Annotated in this window: 21 protein-coding genes; 14 read left to right on the forward strand and 7 right to left on the reverse strand. The window is 71.9% G+C overall.

The window, feature by feature from the left end; all coding sequences use genetic code 11:
- Positions 1–45 precede the first annotated feature (45 nt).
- Both HD593_RS06415 and HD593_RS06420 read left to right on the forward strand, forming a co-directional pair.
- Entirely contained in the window at positions 46–621 is a 576-nt protein-coding gene (locus HD593_RS06415; RefSeq protein WP_185101262.1) for a PadR family transcriptional regulator, read from the forward strand.
- Positions 622–677: 56 nt separating this feature from the next.
- Positions 678–1,646 carry an NAD(P)-dependent alcohol dehydrogenase gene (locus HD593_RS06420; RefSeq protein ID WP_185101264.1) on the forward strand — a complete coding sequence of 323 codons (969 nt, stop codon included), beginning with the start codon at positions 678–680 and terminating at the stop codon, positions 1,644–1,646.
- Here HD593_RS06420 and HD593_RS06425 read toward each other — a convergent pair.
- Positions 1,636–1,878, reverse strand: a complete 243-nt coding sequence (locus tag HD593_RS06425) for a hypothetical protein (protein WP_185101266.1) — start codon at positions 1,876–1,878, stop codon at positions 1,636–1,638. The two genes, HD593_RS06420 and HD593_RS06425, sit on opposite strands and share 11 nt — an antisense overlap.
- 278 nt (positions 1,879–2,156) lie before the next feature.
- Between HD593_RS06425 and HD593_RS06430 the strand changes: the two genes are divergently transcribed.
- The 3 genes from HD593_RS06430 (at position 2,157) to HD593_RS06440 (ending at position 4,052) form a co-directional block, all read left to right on the forward strand.
- Positions 2,157–2,750 carry a siderophore-interacting protein gene (locus HD593_RS06430; RefSeq protein WP_185101268.1) on the forward strand — a complete coding sequence of 198 codons (594 nt, stop codon included), beginning with the start codon at positions 2,157–2,159 and terminating at the stop codon, positions 2,748–2,750.
- 76 nt (positions 2,751–2,826) lie between these two features.
- The gene (gene map / locus HD593_RS06435) at positions 2,827–3,594 is read left to right on the forward strand and encodes a type I methionyl aminopeptidase (protein ID WP_185101270.1); all 768 of its coding nucleotides are present in this window, start codon (positions 2,827–2,829) and stop codon (positions 3,592–3,594) included.
- Positions 3,595–3,812: 218 nt separating this feature from the next.
- The gene (locus HD593_RS06440) at positions 3,813–4,052 is read left to right on the forward strand and encodes a hypothetical protein (RefSeq protein ID WP_185101272.1); all 240 of its coding nucleotides are present in this window, start codon (positions 3,813–3,815) and stop codon (positions 4,050–4,052) included.
- A 62-nt stretch (positions 4,053–4,114) separates the two neighbouring features.
- Here HD593_RS06440 and HD593_RS06445 read toward each other — a convergent pair whose 3' ends face one another.
- A complete protein-coding gene (locus tag HD593_RS06445; protein WP_185101274.1) occupies positions 4,115–5,044 on the reverse strand; it encodes an adenosine deaminase in 930 nt (309 codons plus the stop codon).
- An 87-nt stretch (positions 5,045–5,131) separates the two neighbouring features.
- On the opposite strand from HD593_RS06445, the gene HD593_RS06450 reads away from it, so the two are divergent.
- A complete protein-coding gene (locus HD593_RS06450; protein ID WP_185101276.1) occupies positions 5,132–6,322 on the forward strand; it encodes a PucR family transcriptional regulator in 1,191 nt (396 codons plus the stop codon).
- Here the strand turns inward: HD593_RS06450 and HD593_RS06455 are convergent.
- Positions 6,287–7,471 (reverse strand): metal-dependent hydrolase family protein, encoded by a 1,185-nt coding sequence (locus tag HD593_RS06455; protein WP_185101278.1) that lies wholly within the window; start codon positions 7,469–7,471, stop codon positions 6,287–6,289. The two genes, HD593_RS06450 and HD593_RS06455, sit on opposite strands and share 36 nt — an antisense overlap.
- Before the next feature lie 219 nt (positions 7,472–7,690).
- On the opposite strand from HD593_RS06455, the gene HD593_RS06460 reads away from it, so the two are divergent.
- From HD593_RS06460 to HD593_RS06480, 5 genes are read left to right on the forward strand one after another with little or no spacing between them, the layout of a single operon-like run.
- Positions 7,691–8,743, forward strand: a complete 1,053-nt coding sequence (locus HD593_RS06460) for an ABC transporter substrate-binding protein (protein ID WP_185101280.1) — start codon at positions 7,691–7,693, stop codon at positions 8,741–8,743.
- The gene (locus HD593_RS06465; RefSeq protein WP_185101282.1) at positions 8,740–9,492 is read left to right on the forward strand and encodes an ABC transporter ATP-binding protein; all 753 of its coding nucleotides are present in this window, start codon (positions 8,740–8,742) and stop codon (positions 9,490–9,492) included. Before HD593_RS06460 ends, HD593_RS06465 begins: the two co-directional genes overlap by 4 nt.
- A complete protein-coding gene (locus HD593_RS06470; RefSeq protein WP_185101284.1) occupies positions 9,489–10,238 on the forward strand; it encodes an ABC transporter permease in 750 nt (249 codons plus the stop codon). Before HD593_RS06465 ends, HD593_RS06470 begins: the two co-directional genes overlap by 4 nt.
- Positions 10,235–11,014, forward strand: coding sequence for an ABC transporter permease (locus HD593_RS06475; protein WP_185101286.1), 780 nt, complete (start codon positions 10,235–10,237; stop codon positions 11,012–11,014). The genes HD593_RS06470 and HD593_RS06475 overlap by 4 nt, the downstream gene beginning before the upstream one ends.
- 15 nt (positions 11,015–11,029) lie before the next feature.
- A complete protein-coding gene (locus HD593_RS06480) occupies positions 11,030–11,968 on the forward strand; it encodes a cysteine peptidase family C39 domain-containing protein (RefSeq protein ID WP_312903374.1) in 939 nt (312 codons plus the stop codon).
- 187 nt (positions 11,969–12,155) lie between these two features.
- On the opposite strand, the gene HD593_RS06485 is transcribed toward HD593_RS06480, so the two are convergent.
- From HD593_RS06485 to HD593_RS06495, 3 genes are all read right to left on the reverse strand, one after another.
- Entirely contained in the window at positions 12,156–12,734 is a 579-nt protein-coding gene (locus HD593_RS06485; RefSeq protein ID WP_185101288.1) for a CAP domain-containing protein, read from the reverse strand.
- Between the two features lie 195 nt (positions 12,735–12,929).
- Entirely contained in the window at positions 12,930–14,474 is a 1,545-nt protein-coding gene (gene dacB / locus HD593_RS06490) for a D-alanyl-D-alanine carboxypeptidase/D-alanyl-D-alanine endopeptidase (protein ID WP_185101290.1), read from the reverse strand.
- A gap of 89 nt (positions 14,475–14,563) precedes the next feature.
- Positions 14,564–15,112: a DUF1707 and FHA domain-containing protein gene (locus HD593_RS06495; RefSeq protein ID WP_185101292.1), complete on the reverse strand. Its 549-nt coding sequence runs from the start codon at positions 15,110–15,112 to the stop codon at positions 14,564–14,566.
- Positions 15,113–15,201: 89 nt separating this feature from the next.
- On the opposite strand from HD593_RS06495, the gene HD593_RS06500 reads away from it, so the two are divergent.
- The 3 genes from HD593_RS06500 to HD593_RS06510 are packed head-to-tail and all read left to right on the forward strand — an operon-like array spanning position 15,202 to position 18,940.
- Positions 15,202–15,711 (forward strand): PadR family transcriptional regulator, encoded by a 510-nt coding sequence (locus tag HD593_RS06500; protein WP_185101293.1) that lies wholly within the window; start codon positions 15,202–15,204, stop codon positions 15,709–15,711.
- Positions 15,708–16,388, forward strand: a complete 681-nt coding sequence (locus tag HD593_RS06505) for an ABC transporter ATP-binding protein (protein WP_185101294.1) — start codon at positions 15,708–15,710, stop codon at positions 16,386–16,388. Before HD593_RS06500 ends, HD593_RS06505 begins: the two co-directional genes overlap by 4 nt.
- Positions 16,385–18,940 carry an FtsX-like permease family protein gene (locus tag HD593_RS06510; protein WP_185101296.1) on the forward strand — a complete coding sequence of 852 codons (2,556 nt, stop codon included), beginning with the start codon at positions 16,385–16,387 and terminating at the stop codon, positions 18,938–18,940. The genes HD593_RS06505 and HD593_RS06510 overlap by 4 nt, the downstream gene beginning before the upstream one ends.
- On the opposite strand, the gene HD593_RS06515 is transcribed toward HD593_RS06510, so the two are convergent.
- Positions 18,900–20,258, reverse strand: a complete 1,359-nt coding sequence (locus tag HD593_RS06515) for an MFS transporter (protein WP_185101298.1) — start codon at positions 20,256–20,258, stop codon at positions 18,900–18,902. The genes HD593_RS06510 and HD593_RS06515 overlap by 41 nt on opposite strands.
- Positions 20,259–20,278 lie beyond the last annotated feature (20 nt).

Genomic DNA, 20,278 nt, shown 5'->3' on the forward strand with positions numbered 1-20,278 from the left:
GCTCCCCGCCCGCCGCCTTTCCCCAACTAGTCAAGGTTGAATAGATTGTCGGCGATTCGCTTGCTGGTCCTCGGCGCGGTACGGCGGCACGGGCGCGCCCACGGCTACCAGGTACGCAACGACCTGGAGTTCTGGGGCGCGGACGAGTGGTCCAACACCAAGCCCGGCTCGATCTACCACGCGCTGAAACAACTGGCCAAGCAGGGCTTCCTGCACGCCTACGACATCGCGCCGAGCACGGTCGGCGGCCCGCCGCGCACCGAGTACGAGCTCACGGAGAAGGGCACGGCCGAGTACTTCTCGCTGCTGCGCGGCGCGCTCACCACGCACGACCGGCTGGACCTGCTGTCGGCCGGCCTCGGCTTCATGGCGGACCTGCCGCGCGCGGAGGTGCTGGCCCTGCTGCGGCAGCGGATCGAGCACCTGCGCGGCTGGCGGGAGTCCGTGACCGATTACGGCACTCCCGAGGGCCACCTCGGCGAGATCATGCGCCTGTGGGTGCACTCGGCCGAGGCCGGCGCCGAGTGGACGCGGGGGCTGATCGAGCGGATCGAGGGCGGGGCGTACTCGTTCGCGGGCGAGGGCGGGGATCCCTTCGCCGGGGTGCTCGCGGAAGGGTAGCGCGAGGTATGGTTTTCATATGTCAGCATTTTCTTTCACGTGTCAGAGGAGCTGCGATGAAAGCCATCCGGTACTACGCTTACGGCTCGCCTGACGTCATCGAGCTGGAGGAGACCGCCAAGCCCGAGCCCGGCGACGACGGCGTGCTCGTCCGCGTACGGGCGGCCGCGGTCAACCCGGGCGACTGGCACCTGCTGCGGGGCAGCCCGTACCTCTTCCGCGCCGTGGCGGGGCCGATCCGGCCGAAGGCGCACGGGCTGGGGGCCGACCTCGCCGGGGTCGTCGAGGCGGTGGGCAAGGGCGTCAGCCGGTTCGCGCCCGGCGACGAGGTGTACGGCTGCGCCCCCGGCGCGTTCGCCGAGTACGTCGTCGTCCCCGAGACCAGCCCACTGGCCGGGAAACCGGCCGGGCTGACGTTCGAGCAGGCCGCGGCCGTGCCGACCTCGGCGCTGACCGCGCTACAGGCCTTACGCGACCGGGCGCGGCTGAAGCCCGGGCAGCGGGTGCTGATCAACGGGGCGGCGGGCGGGATCGGCACGTTCGCGGTGCAGCTCGCCAAGGCGTACGGCGCCGAGGTCACCGGCGTGTGCGGCAGCGCGAACGTGGACCTGGTGCGCTCGATCGGGGCCGACCACGTGATCGACTACACCCGGGAGGACTTCACCCGCACCGGCCGCCACTACGACGTCGTCCTCGACAACGTGGGCAACCGCTCGGTGGCCGACTGCCGGCGCCTGCTGACGCCTGCGGGGACCTACCTCCACAACAGCGGCGCGGGCGGCCGCTGGCTGGGGCCGATGGGCCGCATCATCAAGCTGAACGTGCTGAACCTGTTCGTCCGGCACACGCTCCCGTCCTTCGTCACCCGCGAGAACGCCGACGACCTCGACACGCTGCGCGAGCTGATCGAGGCGGGCAAGCTGTCCCCGGTCGTCTCGCGTACGCACCCGCTGAGCGAGGTGCCCGAGGCCATCGCGCACGTGGAGCGGGGCCACGCGAAGGGTAAGGTCGTGATCACTGTCTGAGATCCGGGCTGGCCGCTCGGGGGGCGGATCCGAGCCTGGGGGCGGCGAGGACCAGGGCGGCGGCCAGTGCCAGCGTGACGGTCTGGAAGGCGAGCTGCACGCCGTAGTCGGTGGGCTTGATCGGGATGAGCCGGCCCAGGTAGACCGCGGTGTGCACGCCGACCGCCGTCCAGATCGCCCCCGTACGCTCCCTGGTGGCCCCGCACGGCAGGAAGAGCGCGATCGCCTGCAACGATGAACAGCGCCCTCTCGCCGGTCCCGACGCGGCGCTCTGCGAGAACAGGTGCTGCAGGCCTGGCCCTGGCCATCGGCGACGACGGCCGGGGAGCGCCGGACCCCAGCGGGCGCGACGGACACTGAGGAGGCGGCGGACACTGAGGAGGCGGCGGCGGGGTTCGGGCTGCACGCGGAGGTGCCCCGAGGACTGGTGGCGGGCATCAGGAAGGCGAACGAGGGTGAGGCCGTGCTCGACGGTCCCGTGGCGACGCGCCTGGTGGCCGAGCTGCGGCTGTGTCCGGCACCGGAACCGGGCGGCCTCAGGACGGACCAGCCCCGAAACGCGGCGGTGTCCTGCGTACGTACTCGGTCTGGCGGTACGACCCCGCGTGGGAGGCCCTGGACGTGATCGGGTTCGACCACGGCGGCGACTCGCCCGGCGTCTCGTGGATCAGGGGCGCGCGGCCCGGCCAGGAGGTCTCCTTCATGCGGCCCGAGGGGAGCTTCGTGCTGTCGCGGGAGGCGCCCTACCACCTGTTCGCGGGTGAGGAGACGGCGTCGGTGGCCTTCGGCGCGATGCTGGGCGCGCTGCCCGAGGGCGCGAGCGTGTACGGCGCGGTGGAGGCCGGCTCGCCGGAGGACCACCTGGACCTGCCCGGCGGCCTGGTGCGGGTGTGCCGGGGCGGCGCGTCCGCGGCCGGGTCGGAGGTGCTGGTGGACGCGGTCAGGGAGCTGGAGCTGCCCGACGGGCCCGGGGTGGCCTACCTGGCGGGGGAGGCGCGGACGATCCAGGCCGTGCGCGCCCATCTGGTCGGCGAGCGCGGCTGGCAGCGCAGGGACGTGCGGACGAAGCCGTTCTGGACCCCGGGAAGGAAAGGGATGGACTGAGCCGGGTAGGGGCCCCTCCATGCGCCCCATGATCCGTGATAATAATACCGGTATAGTTATCGGCAAGGAGGGGCCTGTGCTCGAGTACAAGTCAGCCGGGGAGATCGCCGCGATGCGGGAGTCCGGCAAGGTCGTCGCCGCCGTCCACGCCGCCGTGCGGGAGCAGGCGGCCATCGGGGTGTCGCTCAAGGAACTGGACGAGGTGGCCAGGACCGTCATCGCGGAGGCGAAGGCGAACGCGTCGTTCCTCGGGTACCACCCGTCGTTCGGGGCCATGCCGTACCCTGGCGTGATCTGCACCTCGGTCAACGGCGTCATGTTGCACGGGTTGCCGTCGCCGTACCGGCTGCGGGGCGGTGACCTGATCAGCGTCGACTGTGCGGCGTACATCGACGGGTGGCACGCCGACGGCACGGTCAGCTTCACCGTCGGGGAGCCCCGCGCGGAGGACCTCAAGCTGATCAGGGTCGCGGAGGAGACGCTCGCGGCGGGCATCGAGGCGGCCCTGCCCGGGGGCCGGATGGGTGACATCGGGCACGCGATGTCCACCGTCGGGCGCGGCGCCGGCTACGGCATGCAGAACGACTTCGGCGGCCACGGCATCGGGCGGGCCATGCACGAGGAGCCGTTCGTGCCCAACGAGGCGCGCGCCGGGCGCGGGCTGCGGCTGCGGCCCGGTCTGGTGATCGCCATCGAGCCCAGCCTGATGGCCGGTGGCGGCGACCGGTACTACATGTCCTCCGACGGCTGGTCGGTGTGCTCGGGCGACGGCAGCAGGAGCGTGCACGTCGAGCACACCGTGGCCATCACCGAGGACGGACCGGTCATCCTGACCCTGCCGTAGGCCGCGACCCATGGTCATGGGACGGGCAGGAAAAGGTCGGTCGTTGTGCACTGGCGGACACATATGCGTCAAGTAGCACGATCTTCGTCACCGTTTGCTTAGACCCAGCATTTTTGCAGGTCAAGGGCGAAAATGTCGGTGTTTGTCTGCCTGAGGCGAGGGGGAGATTTCCCACCGATAGCTACGGAGAGTAGTCGAGAGGTATCAGGGAGAACACAATGTACAGAAGCGGACTCGTCCTCGCCGGGCTCGTCGGCGGGATGGTCATGTTCGGTGGCACCGCTCTCGCCGCGGCGCCCACCGTCACTGCCGAGTCGCACATCCTTCCCGGCCCCAACCACGGCAAGGACGACGAGACGAAGTGGGACTTCGGTGAGTGGAACAACTTCGGTGAGGACAACGACATCCTCGACCTGGACCTCCTGAACGAGCTGCTCAGCAGTGTCCTGAGCGGCTGACGAGACGTCCTGATGGGGCCCGCCCGGTGAGGGCGGGCCCCATCCGCCTGTCCGGGCTCGTGTCAGGCCGGGTCGTAGGCGAAGGACGCGTCGAACGAGTGCCGCGCGATCCGGTCGAGCTGCTCGTCCGTCATCCCCAGCTCGCGCCGCAGCGCCTCGTAGTTGTCGTCCACGTAGCCGCCGAAGTAGGCGGGGTCGTCGGAGTTGACGGTCACGACCAGGCCCTCGTCCAGCATCGCGGGCAGGATGTGGTCACGCAGGGACGGCACCGCGCGCAGCCGCACGTTCGACAGCGGGCACACGGTCAGCGGGATCCGCTCGGCCCGCAGCCGGGCCACGAGCTGCGGATCTTCCATCGCCCTGATGCCGTGGTCCACCCGCTCGACGCGCAGGATGTCCAGCGCCTCCCACACGTAGTCGGGCCCGCCCTCCTCGCCGGCGTGCGCCACCCGGTGCAGCCCTTCGGCGGCGGCCATCTCGAAGACCCGCCGGAACAACGACGGCGGATACCCCACCTCCGCCGAGTCCAGGCCCACCCCGATGAAGCGATCCCGGAACGGCAGCGCCGCCCGCAGCACCTGCTCGGCCTCCTCGGCGCCCCGGTCACGCAGGAAGCACAGGATCAGCGCGGCCGACAGCCCGCTCTCCTTCAGCGCCGCCGACAGCCCGTCGAACACCACCTGCAACGGCACGCCCCTGCTCAGGTGCGCCTGCGGGTCGAAGAAGATCTCCGCGTGCCGCACCCCCTGCCCGGCGGCCCGCCGCAGGTACGCGGTGGCCAGGTCGTAGAAGTCCGCCTCGGTGCGCAGGACGGCCATGTTCTCGTAGTACACGTCCAGGAACGACTGCAGGTTCGCGAAGGAGTAGCGCGCGCGGATGGCCTCCACGTCGAGGGTGGGCAGGTCGATCCGGTTACGCCGGGCCAGCTCGACGACGAGCTCGGGCTCCAGGGTGCCCTCGATGTGCAGGTGGAGTTCCGCTTTGGGACGCATGCATGAAGTAAACCGGACCCCGGCGAGTGGAGGTATCGTGCGAACCTCTGAACTCGCATGCTCTGAGCTGGCATAACATCAGATTTCATGAGGCTGTCGGATCTGCTCGCCCGCGACGACCTACGGCTGACGCTGGTGACGGGTGCCGAGGCCCTGGACCGGGAGGTGCTGCGGGCGTACCCGACGGACCTGCCCGACCCCCGCCGCTACCTGCGCTCCGGCGACCTCGTGCTGACCAGCGGCGTCTGGTACGGCCGGCCGTCCGACTGCGAGCGGTTCGCCGACGCGTTGTGGGCGGCGGACGTCGCGGGTCTCGTGGTCGGCCTGATCGTGCTCGGCGAGCTGCCGGCGGAGCTGGTCCAGGCGTGCGAGCGCAGGCGGCTGCCGCTGCTGCTGGCCGCGCCCGACCAGGCGTTCGGCGCGATCAGCGAGGTGGTGACCGCCGAGGGCTTCGCCGCCGAGCAGCGCAGGGCCGAGCGGGTCAGGGCGCAGACGCTGCTCGACGTGCTCGGCCAGATCCCGCCCGGCGAGGTGTCGGCGCACCTGCGGCTGCTCGGCGCCGACCCCGGCCTGCCGACCGCCGCGATGGCGGTCGCCCGGACCGGCGGGCCCGAGCTCGACCTGCCCGAGCTGCTGCACGAGGGCCTGGCGAGGAAGGGCCGCCACCTGATCGTGGGCGGCACGCCCGCCGAGGCGACCGTGCTGGTCAACGGCCGCGCCTCACGCAAGAGCCTGGCCGACGAGCTGCGCGCGCTGATCGCGGGGCACCGCGCGACGGACGCCGCGGGACCGCAGGCTGTGAGCGCCGCCGGCAGGCGCGGGTTGAGCATCGCGGCCGGGATCAGCGAGATGGTGGCCAGCGTGTCGCAGCTCGGCGAGGCCCTGGAGACGGCCAGGCGCGGCATGGAGTCGGCGCGCGGCGGCCCCGGGCCCGTGTCGATCATGTCGGTGGCCGACATCGACAGCTTCGACCTGCTGCTGGCCTCGCTCCCGTCGAGCATGCGCCGCTCCTTCCGCGACCACCTGCTCGGCCCCGTGGAGGAGTACGACGCGCGGCACGGCTCCGAGCTGCTGCGCACGCTCGACACGTTCCTGGAGACGTGCGGCTCCTGGCAGCGCACGGCCGACGAGCTGTACGTGCACGTCAACACGTTGCGCTACCGGATGCAGCGCATCGAGGAGCTCACCGGCCGCCGGATGTCGTCGATGCGCGACCGTACGGACCTCTACCTGGCGCTCAGGTCAGGGCAGGCGGCCCGCGACGAGCCGGCCACGTGAGACGACGGCCACGATGTTCTCCGTGGCCAGGTCCTCGATGCGTTCCCACGGGCGGCCGCGCAGCACGACCAGGTCGGCGCCCAGCCCGACGGCGACGCGGCCCACGGGCATGCCGATCGAGTCGGCCGCGTCGGAGGTGGCCGCGCGCAGCGCCGACTCGGCGTCCAGGCCGAGGATCCGCGTCATGTGCACGACCTCGGCGAGCTGGTCGCCGAACTGCACGTGGTGGCCGTTGGCGTCGGTGCCCAGCACGAACCGCACGCCCAGCGCCGCGGCCTGGGCCAGCAGCACGTCGCGGGTGGCGACCAGCTCGGCGGCCTTGGCCATCGCCTCGGCCGTGACGGGGACGCGGCCCTGCGCGATGGCCTCGTTGATCAGCAGGGTCGGCGCGACGGGCGTGCGGCGGGCGGCCAGCGTCTCGGCCAGGTCCCGGCTCATCAGCGTGCCGTGCTCGATGGAGTCGACGCCCTCCTCGACGGCGACGCGGATGCCGTCCTCGGAGTGCGCGTGGGAGGCGACGAGCATGCCGAGCGCGTGCGCCTCGTCCACGACCGCCCTGATCTCGTCGCGGGTGTAGTTGCGCCAGACGTTCTTGTCGCCGATGGACAGCACGCCGCCGCTGGTCGTGAGCTTGATGCCGTCCATGCCGGCCCTGGCCCAGGTGCGTACGAGCTTGCGGCACTCGTCCGGCCCGTCGGCCGTGGGCTTCCTGACCGGGAACGCGGGCGGCACGAACAGGTCGTTGTGCCCGGCCGTCATCCCCACCACGCCGTGCACCTGGATGCGCGGCCCCGGCAGCACCCCGGCGTCGAAGACGCGGCGCAGCGCGATCTGCGCCTCGTCGCCGGCCAGGTCGCGCAGCGTCGTGACGCCGTGCCGCATGGCCCGCTGGGCGTGCGCGGCGCCGTGCAGCACCTGCTCGTCGCGGGTGGTGGTCAGCGGCCAGGTCGCGAAGTCGGGCGGGTCGCCGGGCCCCGCGTAGCCGACCAGGTGCACGTGCGTGTCCACCAGGCCGGGCAGCACGCACAGGCCGTCGTGCCCGTCCTGGGCGGCCGGGGTGACGCCGGTGATCCGGTCGGGCTCCCAGGCCAGATCGACCGGGCCGCGGAATTCGGTACCGTCCCATAGGGGGATTCCGTCGAGTCTCATCTCCCGCTCGACGCTACCGGAGCCCCTGGGCGGCTGGAGGGATCTACGGTCCTCGCGCGGCGCTCTCGTAGGGACCTACAGGGGCCGCCAGCGGTTTTCCCGGTTTCCCGGCATGCGGCCGTTCCCCGGGCCGCACTGTCCGAAACCATCGTCACACGATGGTAATAATCGAGGGATACCGTCCTGACCTGCACATTCTCGGCCGTTCAAGGAGAATTAATGGCTACCCTCGACCGTCGCGCGTTCCTGCGGACGACCGGTCTGGCCGGTCTGGCGCTCGGTCTGGCCGCCTGTGGCGACGGCGGCACGACGACTTCCGGCGGTGGCAGCGGCGGCGGGTTCGGGTCGGTCAAGCTGCAGCTCTCCTGGAAGAAGAACGTCGAGTTCGCCGGCGAGTACTTCGCCGACACCAACGGGTACTTCAAGGCCGCCGGGTTCTCGCAGGTCGAGCTGCTGTCCGGCGGCGGCTCCGGCACCTCGGTCGAGTCGGGCCTGGCCACCGGGCGTTGCTGGGCGGGCCTGTCGGCGCCGACCATCACCGCGCCGGCCGTGCTCCAGGGCGCGCCACTGAAGATCGTCGGAGCCACGTTCCAGAAGAACCCGTTCGCCATCATCTCCCTGAGCAAGAACCCGATCGAGAAGGCCGAGGACCTGGCCGGCAAGAAGATCGGCGTCCAGGACTCCAACGAGCTGGTCTGGAACGCGCTGCTCAAGGCCAACGGCCTCGACGCCGCCCAGGTGACCAGGGTGCCGTTCCAGTCGGACCCGTCGATGCTCACCTCCGGGCAGCTCGACGGCTACGTGGGCTTCGTCACCAGCGGCCCGGTCAACCTGCGCATGAAGGGGCACGACCCGGCGTACCTGCTGCTCGCCGACGCCGGCCTGCCGCTGGTCGCCGAGACGTTCACGGTCACGCAGGAGACCATCGACAACGAGCGCGACAAGCTCAAGGCGTTCCTGACCGCCGAGATCAAGGGCTGGAAGGACGCCGTGGCCGACCCGGCCAAGGCCGCCGAGCTGGCCGCCACCGTCTACGGCAAGGACCAGAACCTCGACGTCAAGGAGCAGACCGAGGAGGCCAAGATGCAGAACGAGCTCGTCGTCACCGACGACGCCAGGGCCAACGGCCTGTTCACGATGACGCCCGAGCTGATCCAGCAGAACATCGAGTCGCTGGCCAAGGCCGGGCTGAGCATCAAGGCCGAGCAGCTCTTCGACCTGTCGATCCTGAACGAGATCTACCAGGCCGACCCGAGCCTGAAGCTCTCATGAGCGGGATCGGCATCTCCGGGCTGAGCAAGACCTTCGGCAAGGGCCTGACCGCCGTCGAGAACGTGGACCTGAGCACGCCGAAGGGCTCGTTCCTGTCGCTGCTCGGTCCGTCCGGCTGCGGCAAGTCCACGGTGCTGCGCATCCTGGCCGGCCTGGAGGAGCCCACCACCGGCGAGATCCTGGTCAACGGCGAGACGCCGCAGGAGCTGCGCAGGAGCCACCACCTCGGCATCGCCTTCCAGGACTCGGCGCTGCTGGCCTGGCGCAGCGTCGCGGCCAACATCCGGCTGCCGCTGGAGGTGGCCGGCATCAGGCCGGAGCCCGGCGTGATCGAGGACCTGATCAAGCTGGTCGGCCTGGAGGGATTCGAGAAGGCCCGCCCGGCCGAGCTGTCCGGCGGCATGCGCCAGCGGGTCTCGATCGCCCGCGCCCTGGTGGTCAAGCCCAGCGTGCTGCTGCTCGACGAGCCGTTCGGCGCCCTGGACGACATGACCCGCCAGCGGCTCAACCTGGAGCTGCTGCGCATCTGGACGGAGAAGCCCGCCACCACCCTCATGGTCACCCACGGCATCGGCGAGGCCATCTTCCTCTCCGACCTGGTCGCCGTGATGAGCCCGCGCCCCGGCCGGGTGGTGGAGCTGGTGGAGATCGACCTGCCCCGCCCGCGTACGCCGGAGATGATGCGTACGCCCGAGTTCCACGCCCTCCACGACCACCTCAGCGACCTGCTGTTCGGGCACGGCTCATGAGACGGCTGCAGGGCCTGGCCGGGGTCGTCGCGCTCGTGGCGATCTGGTGGCTGCTGGCGGCGACGGTGTTCGCCGACGGCGGCGCGGTGCCCACCCCGGTGGCCGTGCTGCGGTCGATGGGCTCCGACGGCTGGGCCTTCTACGGCCCCAACGCCTCCGCCACGCTGTCCGCCGCCGTCCAGGGTTTCCTGTGGGGCAACGGGCTGGCCATCGGCGTGGCGCTGCTGGTGCTGCTCGTGCCCCGGCTGGAAGCCGTCGCCACGCAGCTCGCGGTGATCAGCTACTGCATCCCGCTGCTGGCCATCGGGCCGATCGTGCTGGTCGTCTTCGGCGGCGACGCCACCGTGGTGTTCCTGGCGGCCATCTCGGTCTTCTTCACCACGCTCATCGGCGCCCTGCTCGGGCTGCGCTCCGCCGACCGCGCCAGCCTCGACCTCGTCACCGTGTACGGCGGCGGCCGCCTGGCCAGGCTCCGCTACGTCCAGATCATCTCCGCCCTGCCCAGCACGTTCGCCGGCCTGAAGATCTCGGCCCCGTCGGCGCTGCTCGGCGCCATCATCGGCGAGTACCTCGGCAGCAACGACCAGGGGCTCGGCGTCTCTCTGATGATCTCCCAGCAGCAGTTCCAGGTGCCGCGCACGTGGGGGCTCGCGCTGGTGTCCGGCCTGATCGCGGGCCTCGGGTACGCGATCGTCGCGCTCGTCGCCCGCGTGGTCACGCCGTGGTCGAGAGGGGAGGCCCAGTGATCGGCCGTACCGTGCTGCGGATCGTGGGGCCGCTGGTGCCCTCCGTCGTCATCGTCGTGGCCGCGTGGTGGCTGGCGCTGGAGGCGTTCGGGATCAGCCCGCTCGTCGGCAAGCGCCCGCCGCAGGTCTGGGAGTACCTGGTGTCGTCGCAGGCGCACCGCGAGGCCGTGTTCGGCGCGCTGGGCATCACGATCAGGGACGCGGCCATCGGCTTCGTCGCGGGCATGGCGGCCGCGATCGCCGTCGCCGTCGCGTTCGTGCTGATGCGGACCGTCGAGCAGACGTTCATGCCGGTCGCCATGCTGCTGCGCTCGGTGCCGCTCGTGGTGATGACCCCGCTGATCACGCTGGTCTTCGGCCGCGACCTCGTCGGCGTGGCCGTCATCGGCGGCATCGTGGTGTTCTTCCCCGCGCTGGTGAACATCGTCTTCGGCCTGCGCTCCGCCTCGCCGCAGGCCACCGACCTGATCATGGCGTACGGCGGCACCCGCCTCACCGTCCTGCGCAAGGTGGCGGTGCCGACGGCGATGCCCTCGGTGTTCGCCTCGGCCAGGATCTCCGTGCCCGCCTCCATCATCGGGGCGCTGATCGCCGAGTGGCTGGCCACCGGCGAGGGCATCGGCGCCGAGATCCTGCGGGCGATCGGCGGGTTCCGCTACGACGAGGTGTGGGCGGACATCGTGGTCGTCACGGGCGTGTCGATCCTGGCGTACGCGGTGGTCGGCGTCGTCGAGTCGCTCGTCCTGGCCCGCTTCTCGGACCAGCGGCCGCACTGACTTGCGCCTGACACCGTGTCAGGCGCTTCGCTGGGCGCCATGCTGGCCTACACCGGTTCAGGACCCTACTGTTACGCCAACTCGCTGGCCATGATGCTCGGCCCCGCCGCGCCCGAGGCGGGGGCGATCGAGACGCTGACGGGCTCGCCGTTCGGGATGCAGCTCGCCGGCGGTGCCCAGCCGTTCTTCGACCCTCTCGGGTGGGATCCCGAGCTGGGGCTCGACGCCGCCGTCCACCTGCTCGGCTGGCGGTGCGAGCGCAGCCACGGGGGGACGCCGGAGGAGGCGCTGGAGCGGCTGCGGGCCGCCTGCCCCGCCCTGGTGGGGCCCGTGGACTTCGCGCTGCTGCCGTACTCGCCGGGTGGGGACGGCGATCACTACGTGGTGGTGCTCGCCGTGGAGGGCGACACCGTCGTGCTGCACGACCCGCACGGGCATCCCTTCGCCACGCTGCCCGCCGCCGACTTCGTGGCCGCCTGGCGGGCCGAGGCGGTGGAGTACCTCGACACGTCGTACGTCATGCGCACCGGCTTCGTACGGGTGCGTGAGACGCCGGTGGAGCAGGCGTTGCGCGACTCGCTGCCCGCCGCCGTGCGCTGGCTGGAGGGGCGGGACGACGTGCCGGTGCCGCCGGGGACACTGGGCGGGGGCACGGCGGCGCTGCGGCTGGCCGAGCAGGTGGAAAGCGGGCTCGCGGAGGGGGTGCGCGGGATGCTCGTGTACTTCGCCGTACGGGTGGGCGTGCGGCGGCTGGCCGACGCCGCGGCCTGGCTGGAGAGGCTGGGCCTGCCGGAGCCGGCGGCGGTCGCGTGGGAGCAGGCGCGGGTGCTCGGGGCCCTGCAACATCCGCTGGCCACGGGCGACGACGAGGCCGCGGCGGCGGGGCTGCGTCGGCTCGCGCCCGGCTACGACCGGCTGCGCGCGGCCCTGCTAGCCGCTGGACAGCGGTCCTGAAAGGCTGGTCGTGCGGAGCCGGTCGCGGTCTTGAGAAGGCTGGTTGTGCGGACCCGGCCGCGGTCCTGTGTGCGGGGGGAGGCGCGGCCGGGTCCGCCCGGAGGGGAGCGCTTGGGCGTGCGGTGGGAACCGGCTCGGGGTGGGGCCGGCGAAAGCCCGACGCTCCCTTGGTCGGGGGAGTGGTGCTCTAGCGGGAGGCGAAGTCCTGTGTCCAGTGGGGGCCCCTGGCGTGGTGCCCGACCCCGACGTGGGTGAACGCGCAGTCCAGCATGTTGGCCCGGTGCCCCGGGCTGTCGAGCCAGCCCTTGACCACGGCGGAGGCGGTGCCCTGGCCCTTGGCGATGTTCTCGCCGGCCCGGCGGTAGGCGAAGCCGGTGGCCTTGATCCGCTGGCCGAACGTGCGGCCGTCGCGCGAGGTGTGCGAGAAGTAGTTCCCGCGCGCCATGTCCGCTGAATGGCGCGTGGCGGCGCGGTGCAGCCTGGAGTCGTGGGTGAGGGGACGGCAGCCGTTCGCGGCCCTGGCCCGGTTGGTGAGCGTGACGACCGCGGTCTCGGCGGCGGAGGCGAAGCCCCTGGAGGCGGCCGGGCGCGCGCACGACGGCTTCACCGGGCGCGCGCGGACCGTGCCGTGGCCGGCGGACGGCTTGGGCGCGAGCACGCGGCACGCCTGCCGGTCCGCCGTCTGCTGGGCGGAGGCGGCGGGCGCGGGGAGGCTCAGTGCCGTCAGACATCCGACACAGGCCATCGCCTGGAGCTCTCTACGCATACCGTCCTCCGATGAGGGGTTTGACTGTGCGTCGAACCCGCATTCTGGTCCCCCCAAGTCGGCTATGTACGGAAATTAGCGACCTAACTTGGAGCTCCAAGTGGCTGAATTGTAATATCACCCGCTCTGATCTCGGTAAACCACAGCGGCCCCCTGAGCGTCAGGGGGCCGCGAGATCTTTACCTCAGCCGGTGGCTAGCACTGGGCGGGCTTGAGCCACGAGCACTCCAGGTCGCCCGTCGCGCCCCCGGTCGCCGCGCGGAGCCCGGCGGCGTCCCCCGCGGCCGCCGACCGCGAGAACTGCGCGAGCCGTACGGCGATCTTGTCCTCGATGTCCTTCGGCGAGGCCGACAGGTACTGGTTGAGCATGATCGAGAAGATCAGCGGCTCGCCGTCGGCGCTCGTGACGTAGCCGGACAGCGAGGTGACGCCGGTGAGCGAGCCGGTCTTGGCGTGCACGTTGTTCTCGGCGGGCGTGCCGCGCATCCGGCTGCGCAGGGTGCCGCCGGTGAACCGGTCCGCGTTGCCCGCGATGGGCAGGGAGTCGTACCAGGTGGAGAACCACGGCTTGCCGCGTACGGCCGACAGGAGCTGCACGATCGAGCCCGGCGAGAAGCCGTCGCGGCGCGACAGGCCGGAGCCGTCCCGCATGTTGATCACCTGGACGCCGTTGGCCCTGGCGAAGTCGGTGCTGACCTTGAGCCCGGCCGACCACGTGCCCTGGTCCGACACCTTGCGGCCCATGGCCTTGGTGAGGATCTCGGCGTGGATGTTGTTGCTCAGCTTCATGAACGGCACCAGCAGCTCGCCCAGCGTCATCGACTCGTGCCTGGCCAGCTCCCTGGCCCCCGAGGGCGCGCCGCCGGTGGTCGTCGGCCCGAGCACCTTGACGCCGTGCTTGGCCAGCGACTTGCGGAACAGCGAGGAGACGTACGCGGTGGGGTCGTCCACCGCCACCCACTCCTGGTACGGGTCCGCGACCGTGCCGGTGATCACCACCGTGCGCGTGCCGTGCTGCCGCTCGATGAGCACGTCCGTCTCGGCGCCCACCGTGGCCCTGTTCACGATCTTCAGGTAGTCGGTCTCGGGCGTGGTGGAGACCTTGACCTTGTCCCCGTCGGCCGCCACGGACACGATCACCGAGCCGGCGTCGTAGTCCCTGTCGGGCGAGGCCGTCAGTGCCGAGATCGGCGCCGCGTAGTAGGCGGTCTCGTCGTCCCAGGCCCAGTCGTTGCCGAGCCGCTGGGAGTCGAACCAGGTGTCGTCGGCCACCAGCTTGCCGGTGACGACCTTGACACCCGCGCCTGCCACCTTGGCCGCCAGCGCGTCGTAGTCCTCGGCCAGCATGGTCGGGTCGCCGGTGCCGCGCAGCACCAGGTCGCCGGTCAGCAGGGAGCCGGCCTTGCGGCCGGTGCCGAGCACGGTGGTGGGGAAGCGGTAGTCGAGGCCGAGCGTCTCCGCCGCGGCGGCCGAGGTGAACAGCTTGGTGTTGGAGGCCGGGATGAGGAGCTTGCCGGCGTCGGTGGCGTACAGCTCCTCGCCGGTCTGGGCGCTCTTGACCACGACGCCCGCCCTGGCGATCGTGAGCCGCGAGTCGCTGAGGATCTGGTTGATGTCCTGGGTCAGGTCCGCCACGCCCACGGAGGGGTCGAGCGCGACGGCGGGAGTGGAGGGTCCGGACGCCCACGCGAGGGCCGCGACGAGCGTGCCCGCGACGAGGGAGGCTGAGGTGCGCCGCATGGGGTCTCCAGGTGACTGGGGGATCGCATGAGAGCATGGATCACCGCAGTCAGCCTGTAATCCGCAAATATCCGTATTTGTGGGGCGGGTTAGGTCGGCTGCTGCGACGTCACCATGAACCCGCAGTCGCCGAACGAGACCTCGTCGCCCGACTTCACCCGGGCCGGGCCCACCAGCCGCCAGCCGTTGAGCCGGGTGCCGTTCAGCGAGCCGAGATCGACCAGCATCCACCCGCCGTCGCCCTCGCGGCGCAGCTCGGCGTGGACGCGGGAGACCGTCAGGTCCGACAGCACGAGGTCGCAGGCCGACCCGCGGCCCACCACGTAACGCAGGCGGTCGTCGTCGGGCAGCGCCAGCCGGGGCAACCGGGGCCGCCGCCAGGCGGACTGCAGCTTGGTGGTGAACTCCGAGACCGAGGAGACGGCGTCGGTCAGCCGCTGCCGGAACGTGGGCCGCCGCGGCAGGTCCGCGACCAGTTCGTCGAGCTCGCCCCTGTTGCGCGCCCGCAACGCCTGGTCCACCCGGCCCACGAAGGTGTCGTGCGAGATCCGGCCCTCTACGGCGCGTTCCCTGAGCTCGTCGATCGCACGGTCACGTTCCCCATCTGAGGCGCGAAAGGGCGGATGCGTGGAGCTCATAGAGCGAGTATCGGCCTCAACCTCGGCTTGTGTCCAGAATACGCGGATCAGGTTGCCCTAGGCATACTCAGTATGCATACTCAGTATCCATGTCGATCAGGCACGGGCTGCTGGCACTGCTGAGCAGCGGACCGCGGTACGGCTATCAGCTACGGGTGGAGTTCGAGGCGTCCACGGGGGCGACCTGGCCGTTGAACATCGGCCAGGTCTACACGACGCTCTCCCGCCTGGAGCGCGACGGGTTCGTCGCGCCCGGCGGCGCCGACGAGCAGGGCCGCGCGGTCTACACGATCACCGAGGCCGGTCGGGAGGAACTGGGGCGATGGTTCAGCACCCCCGTCGCCCAGACCGACCGGCCCCGGGACGAGCTCGCGATCAAGATCGCGATGGCCGTGGCGGGCGGCGTGGACGTCGCCGAGGTCATCCACACGCAGCGCGCCGCGACCATGCGCGCCCTGCAGGAGCTCACGAGGGCCAAACGAGCCGCCGCCGGCGGGCTCGCCCAGCGGCTGGTCCTGGATTCGTTGATCTTCAAGGCCGAGGCGGAACAGCGCTGGCTGGACCACTGCGAGGCCGTTTCCAAGGAGAAGAACCGATGAGTGTGGTGGAGCTGCGGGACGTCACCCGCGAGCACGGGCAGGTGCACGCGCTGAGGGGGGTGAGCCTGGAGGTCTCGGCGGGCGAGCTGGTCGCGGTCATGGGGCCGTCGGGCTCGGGCAAGTCCACGCTGCTCAACCTGGCGGGCGGCCTCGACCGGCCCACCTCGGGCGTGGTGACGATCGAGGGCGAGGACCTGTCCAGGGTCAAGGACGTGGCCGCACTCAGGCGCGGCCACGTCGGGTACGTCTTCCAGGACCTGAACCTGATCCCGTCCCTGACCGCCGCCGAGAACGTCATGCTGCCGAGGGAGCTCGACGGCGTACGCACCGGGCAGGCCCGTACCGAGGCGCTGGCCGTGCTGGCGGAGGTCGGCGTCGAGGAGATCGCCGGCCGCTTCCCCGAGGAGCTGTCCGGAGGGCAGCGCCAGCGCGTCGCCATCGCCAGGGCCCTGGTCGGCGAGCGGCGGCTGCTGCTGGCCGACGAGCCGACAGGCGCGCTCGACACGGCCACCGGCGACGAGATCCTGGAGCTGCTGCGCGCCCGCTGCGACGCCGGCGCGGCGGTGCTGCTCGTCACCCACGAGCCGCGCTACGCCGCCTGGGCCGACCGGGTGATCTACCTGCGCGACGGGCTCGTCGCCGAGTCGAGCGCCGTGCGGCTGGAGAGTGCCAGATGAGCGCCTTCCGCGCCGCGCTGCGCATCTCCCGCAGGGACGCCGTGCGCGCCAGGGGCCGCACCGCCCTCGTCATGGTCATGATCGGCCTGCCCGTGCTCGTCATCACCGCGCTCCTGACGCTGTCGGAGACCACGAACCTGACGGTGCGCGAGGAGCTGCCCTCCCGGCTGGGCTCGGTGGCCGACGCGGCCGTCTACGCCCACGTGACCACGCTCCCCATCGACCAGGATCCGGCGGGCCGGTTCGGCAGCCAGGACCCGGACAAGACCGGTCAACCGCCCCGATGGACGACCGCGGAGGTGGCCAGGCTGATCGGCGGCAGGGCGATCCCGTTCTACGACTACTCCACCGACGCCCGGTTCCAGGACGGCTCCGACCGGGTGGACCTGCTGGAGACCGACCTGCGCGACCCGCTCGGCGCCGGCCTGAGGACGCTGGCCGAGGGCCGGCTCCCGGCCTCGCCGCAGGAGATCGCGGTCACGCCCGCGCTGCTCGACCGGGGGGTGAGCGTCGGCGGCACGCTCCAGCTCACCAAGCGCGCCGAGCCGAGGCGCGTGGTCGGCGTCGTCGTGGACCCGACCCGGCCGGGCGTCCAGGAGGTGGTCGGCCTGTACGGCGCGGTCGTGGGCGACAAGCACGACCCGCAGGGCAACGGCTGGCTGGTCGACACCCCGTCGCCGGTCACCTGGAAGAAGGTGCGCGAGCTGAACCAGGCGGGGCTCCGCGTGGCCTCCCGCGCCGTGATCGAGGGCCCGCGCGCGGCGAACCTGAACGACGTGCCCAGCCGGACCGACCAGGTGCTCTGGCTCGCCATCGCCGTGCTCCTCGTCGTCACCGAGACGGTTCTGCTGGCGGGCCCCGCGTTCGCCGTCGGCCTGCGCCGGCGCAGGCGGGAGCTGGCCACCATCGCCGCGCAGGGCGGCTCTCCCGCGCACCTGCGGGCGATCGTGCTGGCCGACGGCCTGGTGCTGGGCGGCGTGGCGGCTCTGCTCGGCACCGCGCTGGGCATCGGCGCGGGAGCGCTGGCGGAGTCGATCGCGGCGCGGTTGCTGGACTGGCGCAGCGGCCCGGTCGACGTGCCGTGGGCGCAGGTGCTCGGCGTCGCCGCGCTCGGCCTCCTCAGCGCGCTGGCCGCGGCCGTGGTCCCGGCGATCCAGGCGGCCCGGCAGAGCCCCGCGCGGGTGCTCGCCAACCGCCCCGACGAGGTACGCGACCGGGCCAGCCGCCCGCTGATCGGCCTCGTGCTGCTCGTGCTCGGCCTGGGCGCCGCGATCCTCTTCTCGCCGGGGAGCGAGCTGGGCGTGGTGGCGGCGTCCACCGTGGTCCTGTTCGGGCTGATCGTGCTGATGCCCTGGCTGGTCCGGCGTACCGCGCCGCTGGCCGGGCGCCTGCCGCTGCCGGCCCGCCTGTCGGTCAGGGACGCCGTCCGCCATCGGGCCCGCACCGTCTCGGCGGTGGCCGCCGTCATGGCCGCCACCATGGGCGCGGTCACCGCCGGCATGGCCTACACCAGCGCCTACACCGCCGAGCAGGAGAGGAACCGGCTCGACGCCCCGGAAGGCACCCTGTCCGTGACCGCCTTCGGGGTGAACGACGAGACCTGGGCCAGGGTCCGCGCCGTCACGCAGGAGAGGCTGCCCGGCGCGCAGCTCGTGCCGGGGCTGGGGGTCCAGGACGGTGACGGGCGAAGCCTGGACACCATGATCCAGCTCGAACAGAGCTGTCCCGGTGCCTGCACGATGTTCGGCCTGTCCTACTTCGACGTGCCGATCGGGGACGCCCGGCTGCTCGCCCTGCTCCAGGGACGCGGTGATCCGCAGGCGGCGGCCGCTCTCGCGGCCGGCAAGGCCGTGGTGTTCGACGCCCGGCTGGTCGTCGACGGCACCGTGAGCGTGACGGTGCGGAACAGGACCGGCGACGGGACGGCCCCGCGGACGTTCCGGGTGCCGGCCGTGGTGGCGCGGGGAGCCCAGCCCGACCAGGGCGGCGCCGTGCTGCCCGCCTCGGTGCTGACGGCGGCCGGGTTCGGGACGGCCGAGCGCCGGCTCTTCCTCCGGTCCGTCCCGGACGGCGTGGACCTGGACGTGGAGCGCTTCACCCGTGAGCTGCAGACGGTGACGAGCTCCGCGTACGCCTACGTGGCCGAGGACCGCACCGGTTTCAAGCTCACGGTCCTGCTGGCGGTGGCGCTGGCCGCGGCGGTGGTCCTCGTGCTCGGCGGCACGTTCGCCGCGACGGGGCTGGCCGTCGCCGACATGCGCCGCGACCTCGACACCCTGTCGGCCGTGGGCGGCAGGCCGCGAACCCGCAAGCTGGTGGTGGCGGCCCAGGCCGGCTACATCGCCGGGCTGGGCGCCGTGATCGGCCTGGTCGCGGGGGCGGTCACCGGGAGCGCGCTGTCGCAGTCCATGGCGTCGAGGTGGGGCGACAGCCCGATCGTCGTGCCGTGGGCGTTCCTGGCCCTGCTCGTGCTCGGCCTGCCGCTGCTGGCGGCGCTGCTGTCGGGCCTGTTCACCCGGACGCGGATGGAGCTGGCACGACGGGTGGCGTGAGCCGGTACTTCAGCGTGATCAGCGCGGAAGCGAAGATGATCAGTGCGGGGATCGCGGTCTGACCGATCAGGACCGCGGTCACCGCGCTGTCCGGCTGCTGCACGGGCGTGCTCGGCTCGGACTCGATGAAGCCGCCGATCGACAGGATGATCCCGAAGAACAGCGCGCCGAACGAGCTGACCCCGCTCTCGATGGCCGTCCACAGGCCGGTCAGCACCCCGGCCCGCCGCTTGCCCGTCGTGGCCGCGTCCGCCGCGATCACGTCCGCGAGCATGGAGAACTGCATGAGCTGCAGCCCGGCGTACCCGACGCCGACCAGCAGGATCATCGCGTGCGCCCACAGCGGGCCGAACAGCGGCGTGGCCATGGCGGCCGTCGTGCCGCCGCCGAACAGCACCACCGCCAGGATCATAGCGCCGCGCTTGTCGAAGCGCCTGGCCACCCGCACCCACAGCGGCATCGTCAGCAGGATCGGGCCGACCAGCACGGCGAAGAGCGTCTGCGTGGCCGCGGCCGAGCCCAGCGTGTACGTGGCGAAGTACGGCGCCGCGGCCAGCATCATGCTGACGGCCAGCATCTGCACGCAGGCCAGCACCGTCAGCCACAGGAACGCCGAGTTGCCCTTGATCGCGGCGAACTGCTCGCGCCACCCGCCGCGGTCCGGCTCGGGGGCGCCCGTCATGGGCGCGCGGGCGGTGCCGAAGAACGAGCCCAGCATGGAGAGCAGCAGGATGCCCGCGATCGTGATCGCCATCACCCGGTAACTGCCCAGCGTGCCCTCCCCGCCCTCGCTCGTGGCCAGGACCGGCGCCAGGATGCCGCTGATGGCGGTGGCCGCCCCGACGAACACCATCCGCCACTGCAGCAGCGACGTGCGCTCGTGGTAGTCGTGCGTCATCTCGCCGGGCATCGCCTTGTACGGCACCTCGAACAGCGCGTACGCCGTCGCCGCGGCCAGGAAGCAGCCCCCCACGTACAGCGCCGCCGGCACCCCGGTCAGCGGCGGCCCCGCGAACACCAGGAAGAACGCGATCGGCAGCGTGCACGCCCCGGCCAGCAGCCAGGGCCTGCGCGGCCCCCAGCGCGAGACCGTCCGGTCGGACCAGCGCCCGACCAGGGGGTTGAGGACCAGGTCCCAGACCTTCGGCGCCGCGACCACGACACCGGCCAGCCACGCGGGCACGGCCAGGAAGTTCGTCATGTAGAACAGCAGCAGCAGCCCGGGCACGCCGTTGAAGGTGGCGGTGCAGAACGAGCCCACCCCGTAACCGAGGCGCACGCCCTTCGGGACGGTGGCCGTGCCCACCGGTGTGATCATCCCCTCATTACAACTGAGCG

Origin of the sequence: Nonomuraea rubra (genome assembly GCF_014207985.1) — a bacterium.
In the GTDB taxonomy this organism is placed as follows: Bacteria; Actinomycetota; Actinomycetes; order Streptosporangiales; family Streptosporangiaceae; genus Nonomuraea; species Nonomuraea rubra.

Coding starts and splice junctions, on each gene's coding strand:
- HD593_RS06450 (WP_185101276.1), top strand. CDS start 5,132: ATGAGGCTGTCGGATCTGCTCGCCCGCGACGACCTACGGCTGACGCTG.
- HD593_RS06470 (WP_185101284.1), top strand. CDS start 9,489: ATGAGACGGCTGCAGGGCCTGGCCGGGGTCGTCGCGCTCGTGGCGATC.
- HD593_RS06495 (WP_185101292.1), bottom strand. CDS start 15,112: ATGAGCTCCACGCATCCGCCCTTTCGCGCCTCAGATGGGGAACGTGAC.
- HD593_RS06500 (WP_185101293.1), top strand. CDS start 15,202: ATGTCGATCAGGCACGGGCTGCTGGCACTGCTGAGCAGCGGACCGCGG.
- HD593_RS06465 (WP_185101282.1), top strand. CDS start 8,740: ATGAGCGGGATCGGCATCTCCGGGCTGAGCAAGACCTTCGGCAAGGGC.
- HD593_RS06485 (WP_185101288.1), bottom strand. CDS start 12,734: ATGCGTAGAGAGCTCCAGGCGATGGCCTGTGTCGGATGTCTGACGGCA.
- HD593_RS06510 (WP_185101296.1), top strand. CDS start 16,385: ATGAGCGCCTTCCGCGCCGCGCTGCGCATCTCCCGCAGGGACGCCGTG.
- HD593_RS06455 (WP_185101278.1), bottom strand. CDS start 7,471: ATGAGACTCGACGGAATCCCCCTATGGGACGGTACCGAATTCCGCGGC.
- HD593_RS06505 (WP_185101294.1), top strand. CDS start 15,708: ATGAGTGTGGTGGAGCTGCGGGACGTCACCCGCGAGCACGGGCAGGTG.
- dacB (WP_185101290.1), bottom strand. CDS start 14,474: ATGCGGCGCACCTCAGCCTCCCTCGTCGCGGGCACGCTCGTCGCGGCC.
- HD593_RS06460 (WP_185101280.1), top strand. CDS start 7,691: ATGGCTACCCTCGACCGTCGCGCGTTCCTGCGGACGACCGGTCTGGCC.
- HD593_RS06420 (WP_185101264.1), top strand. CDS start 678: ATGAAAGCCATCCGGTACTACGCTTACGGCTCGCCTGACGTCATCGAG.
- HD593_RS06445 (WP_185101274.1), bottom strand. CDS start 5,044: ATGCGTCCCAAAGCGGAACTCCACCTGCACATCGAGGGCACCCTGGAG.
- HD593_RS06515 (WP_185101298.1), bottom strand. CDS start 20,258: ATGATCACACCGGTGGGCACGGCCACCGTCCCGAAGGGCGTGCGCCTC.
- HD593_RS06440 (WP_185101272.1), top strand. CDS start 3,813: ATGTACAGAAGCGGACTCGTCCTCGCCGGGCTCGTCGGCGGGATGGTC.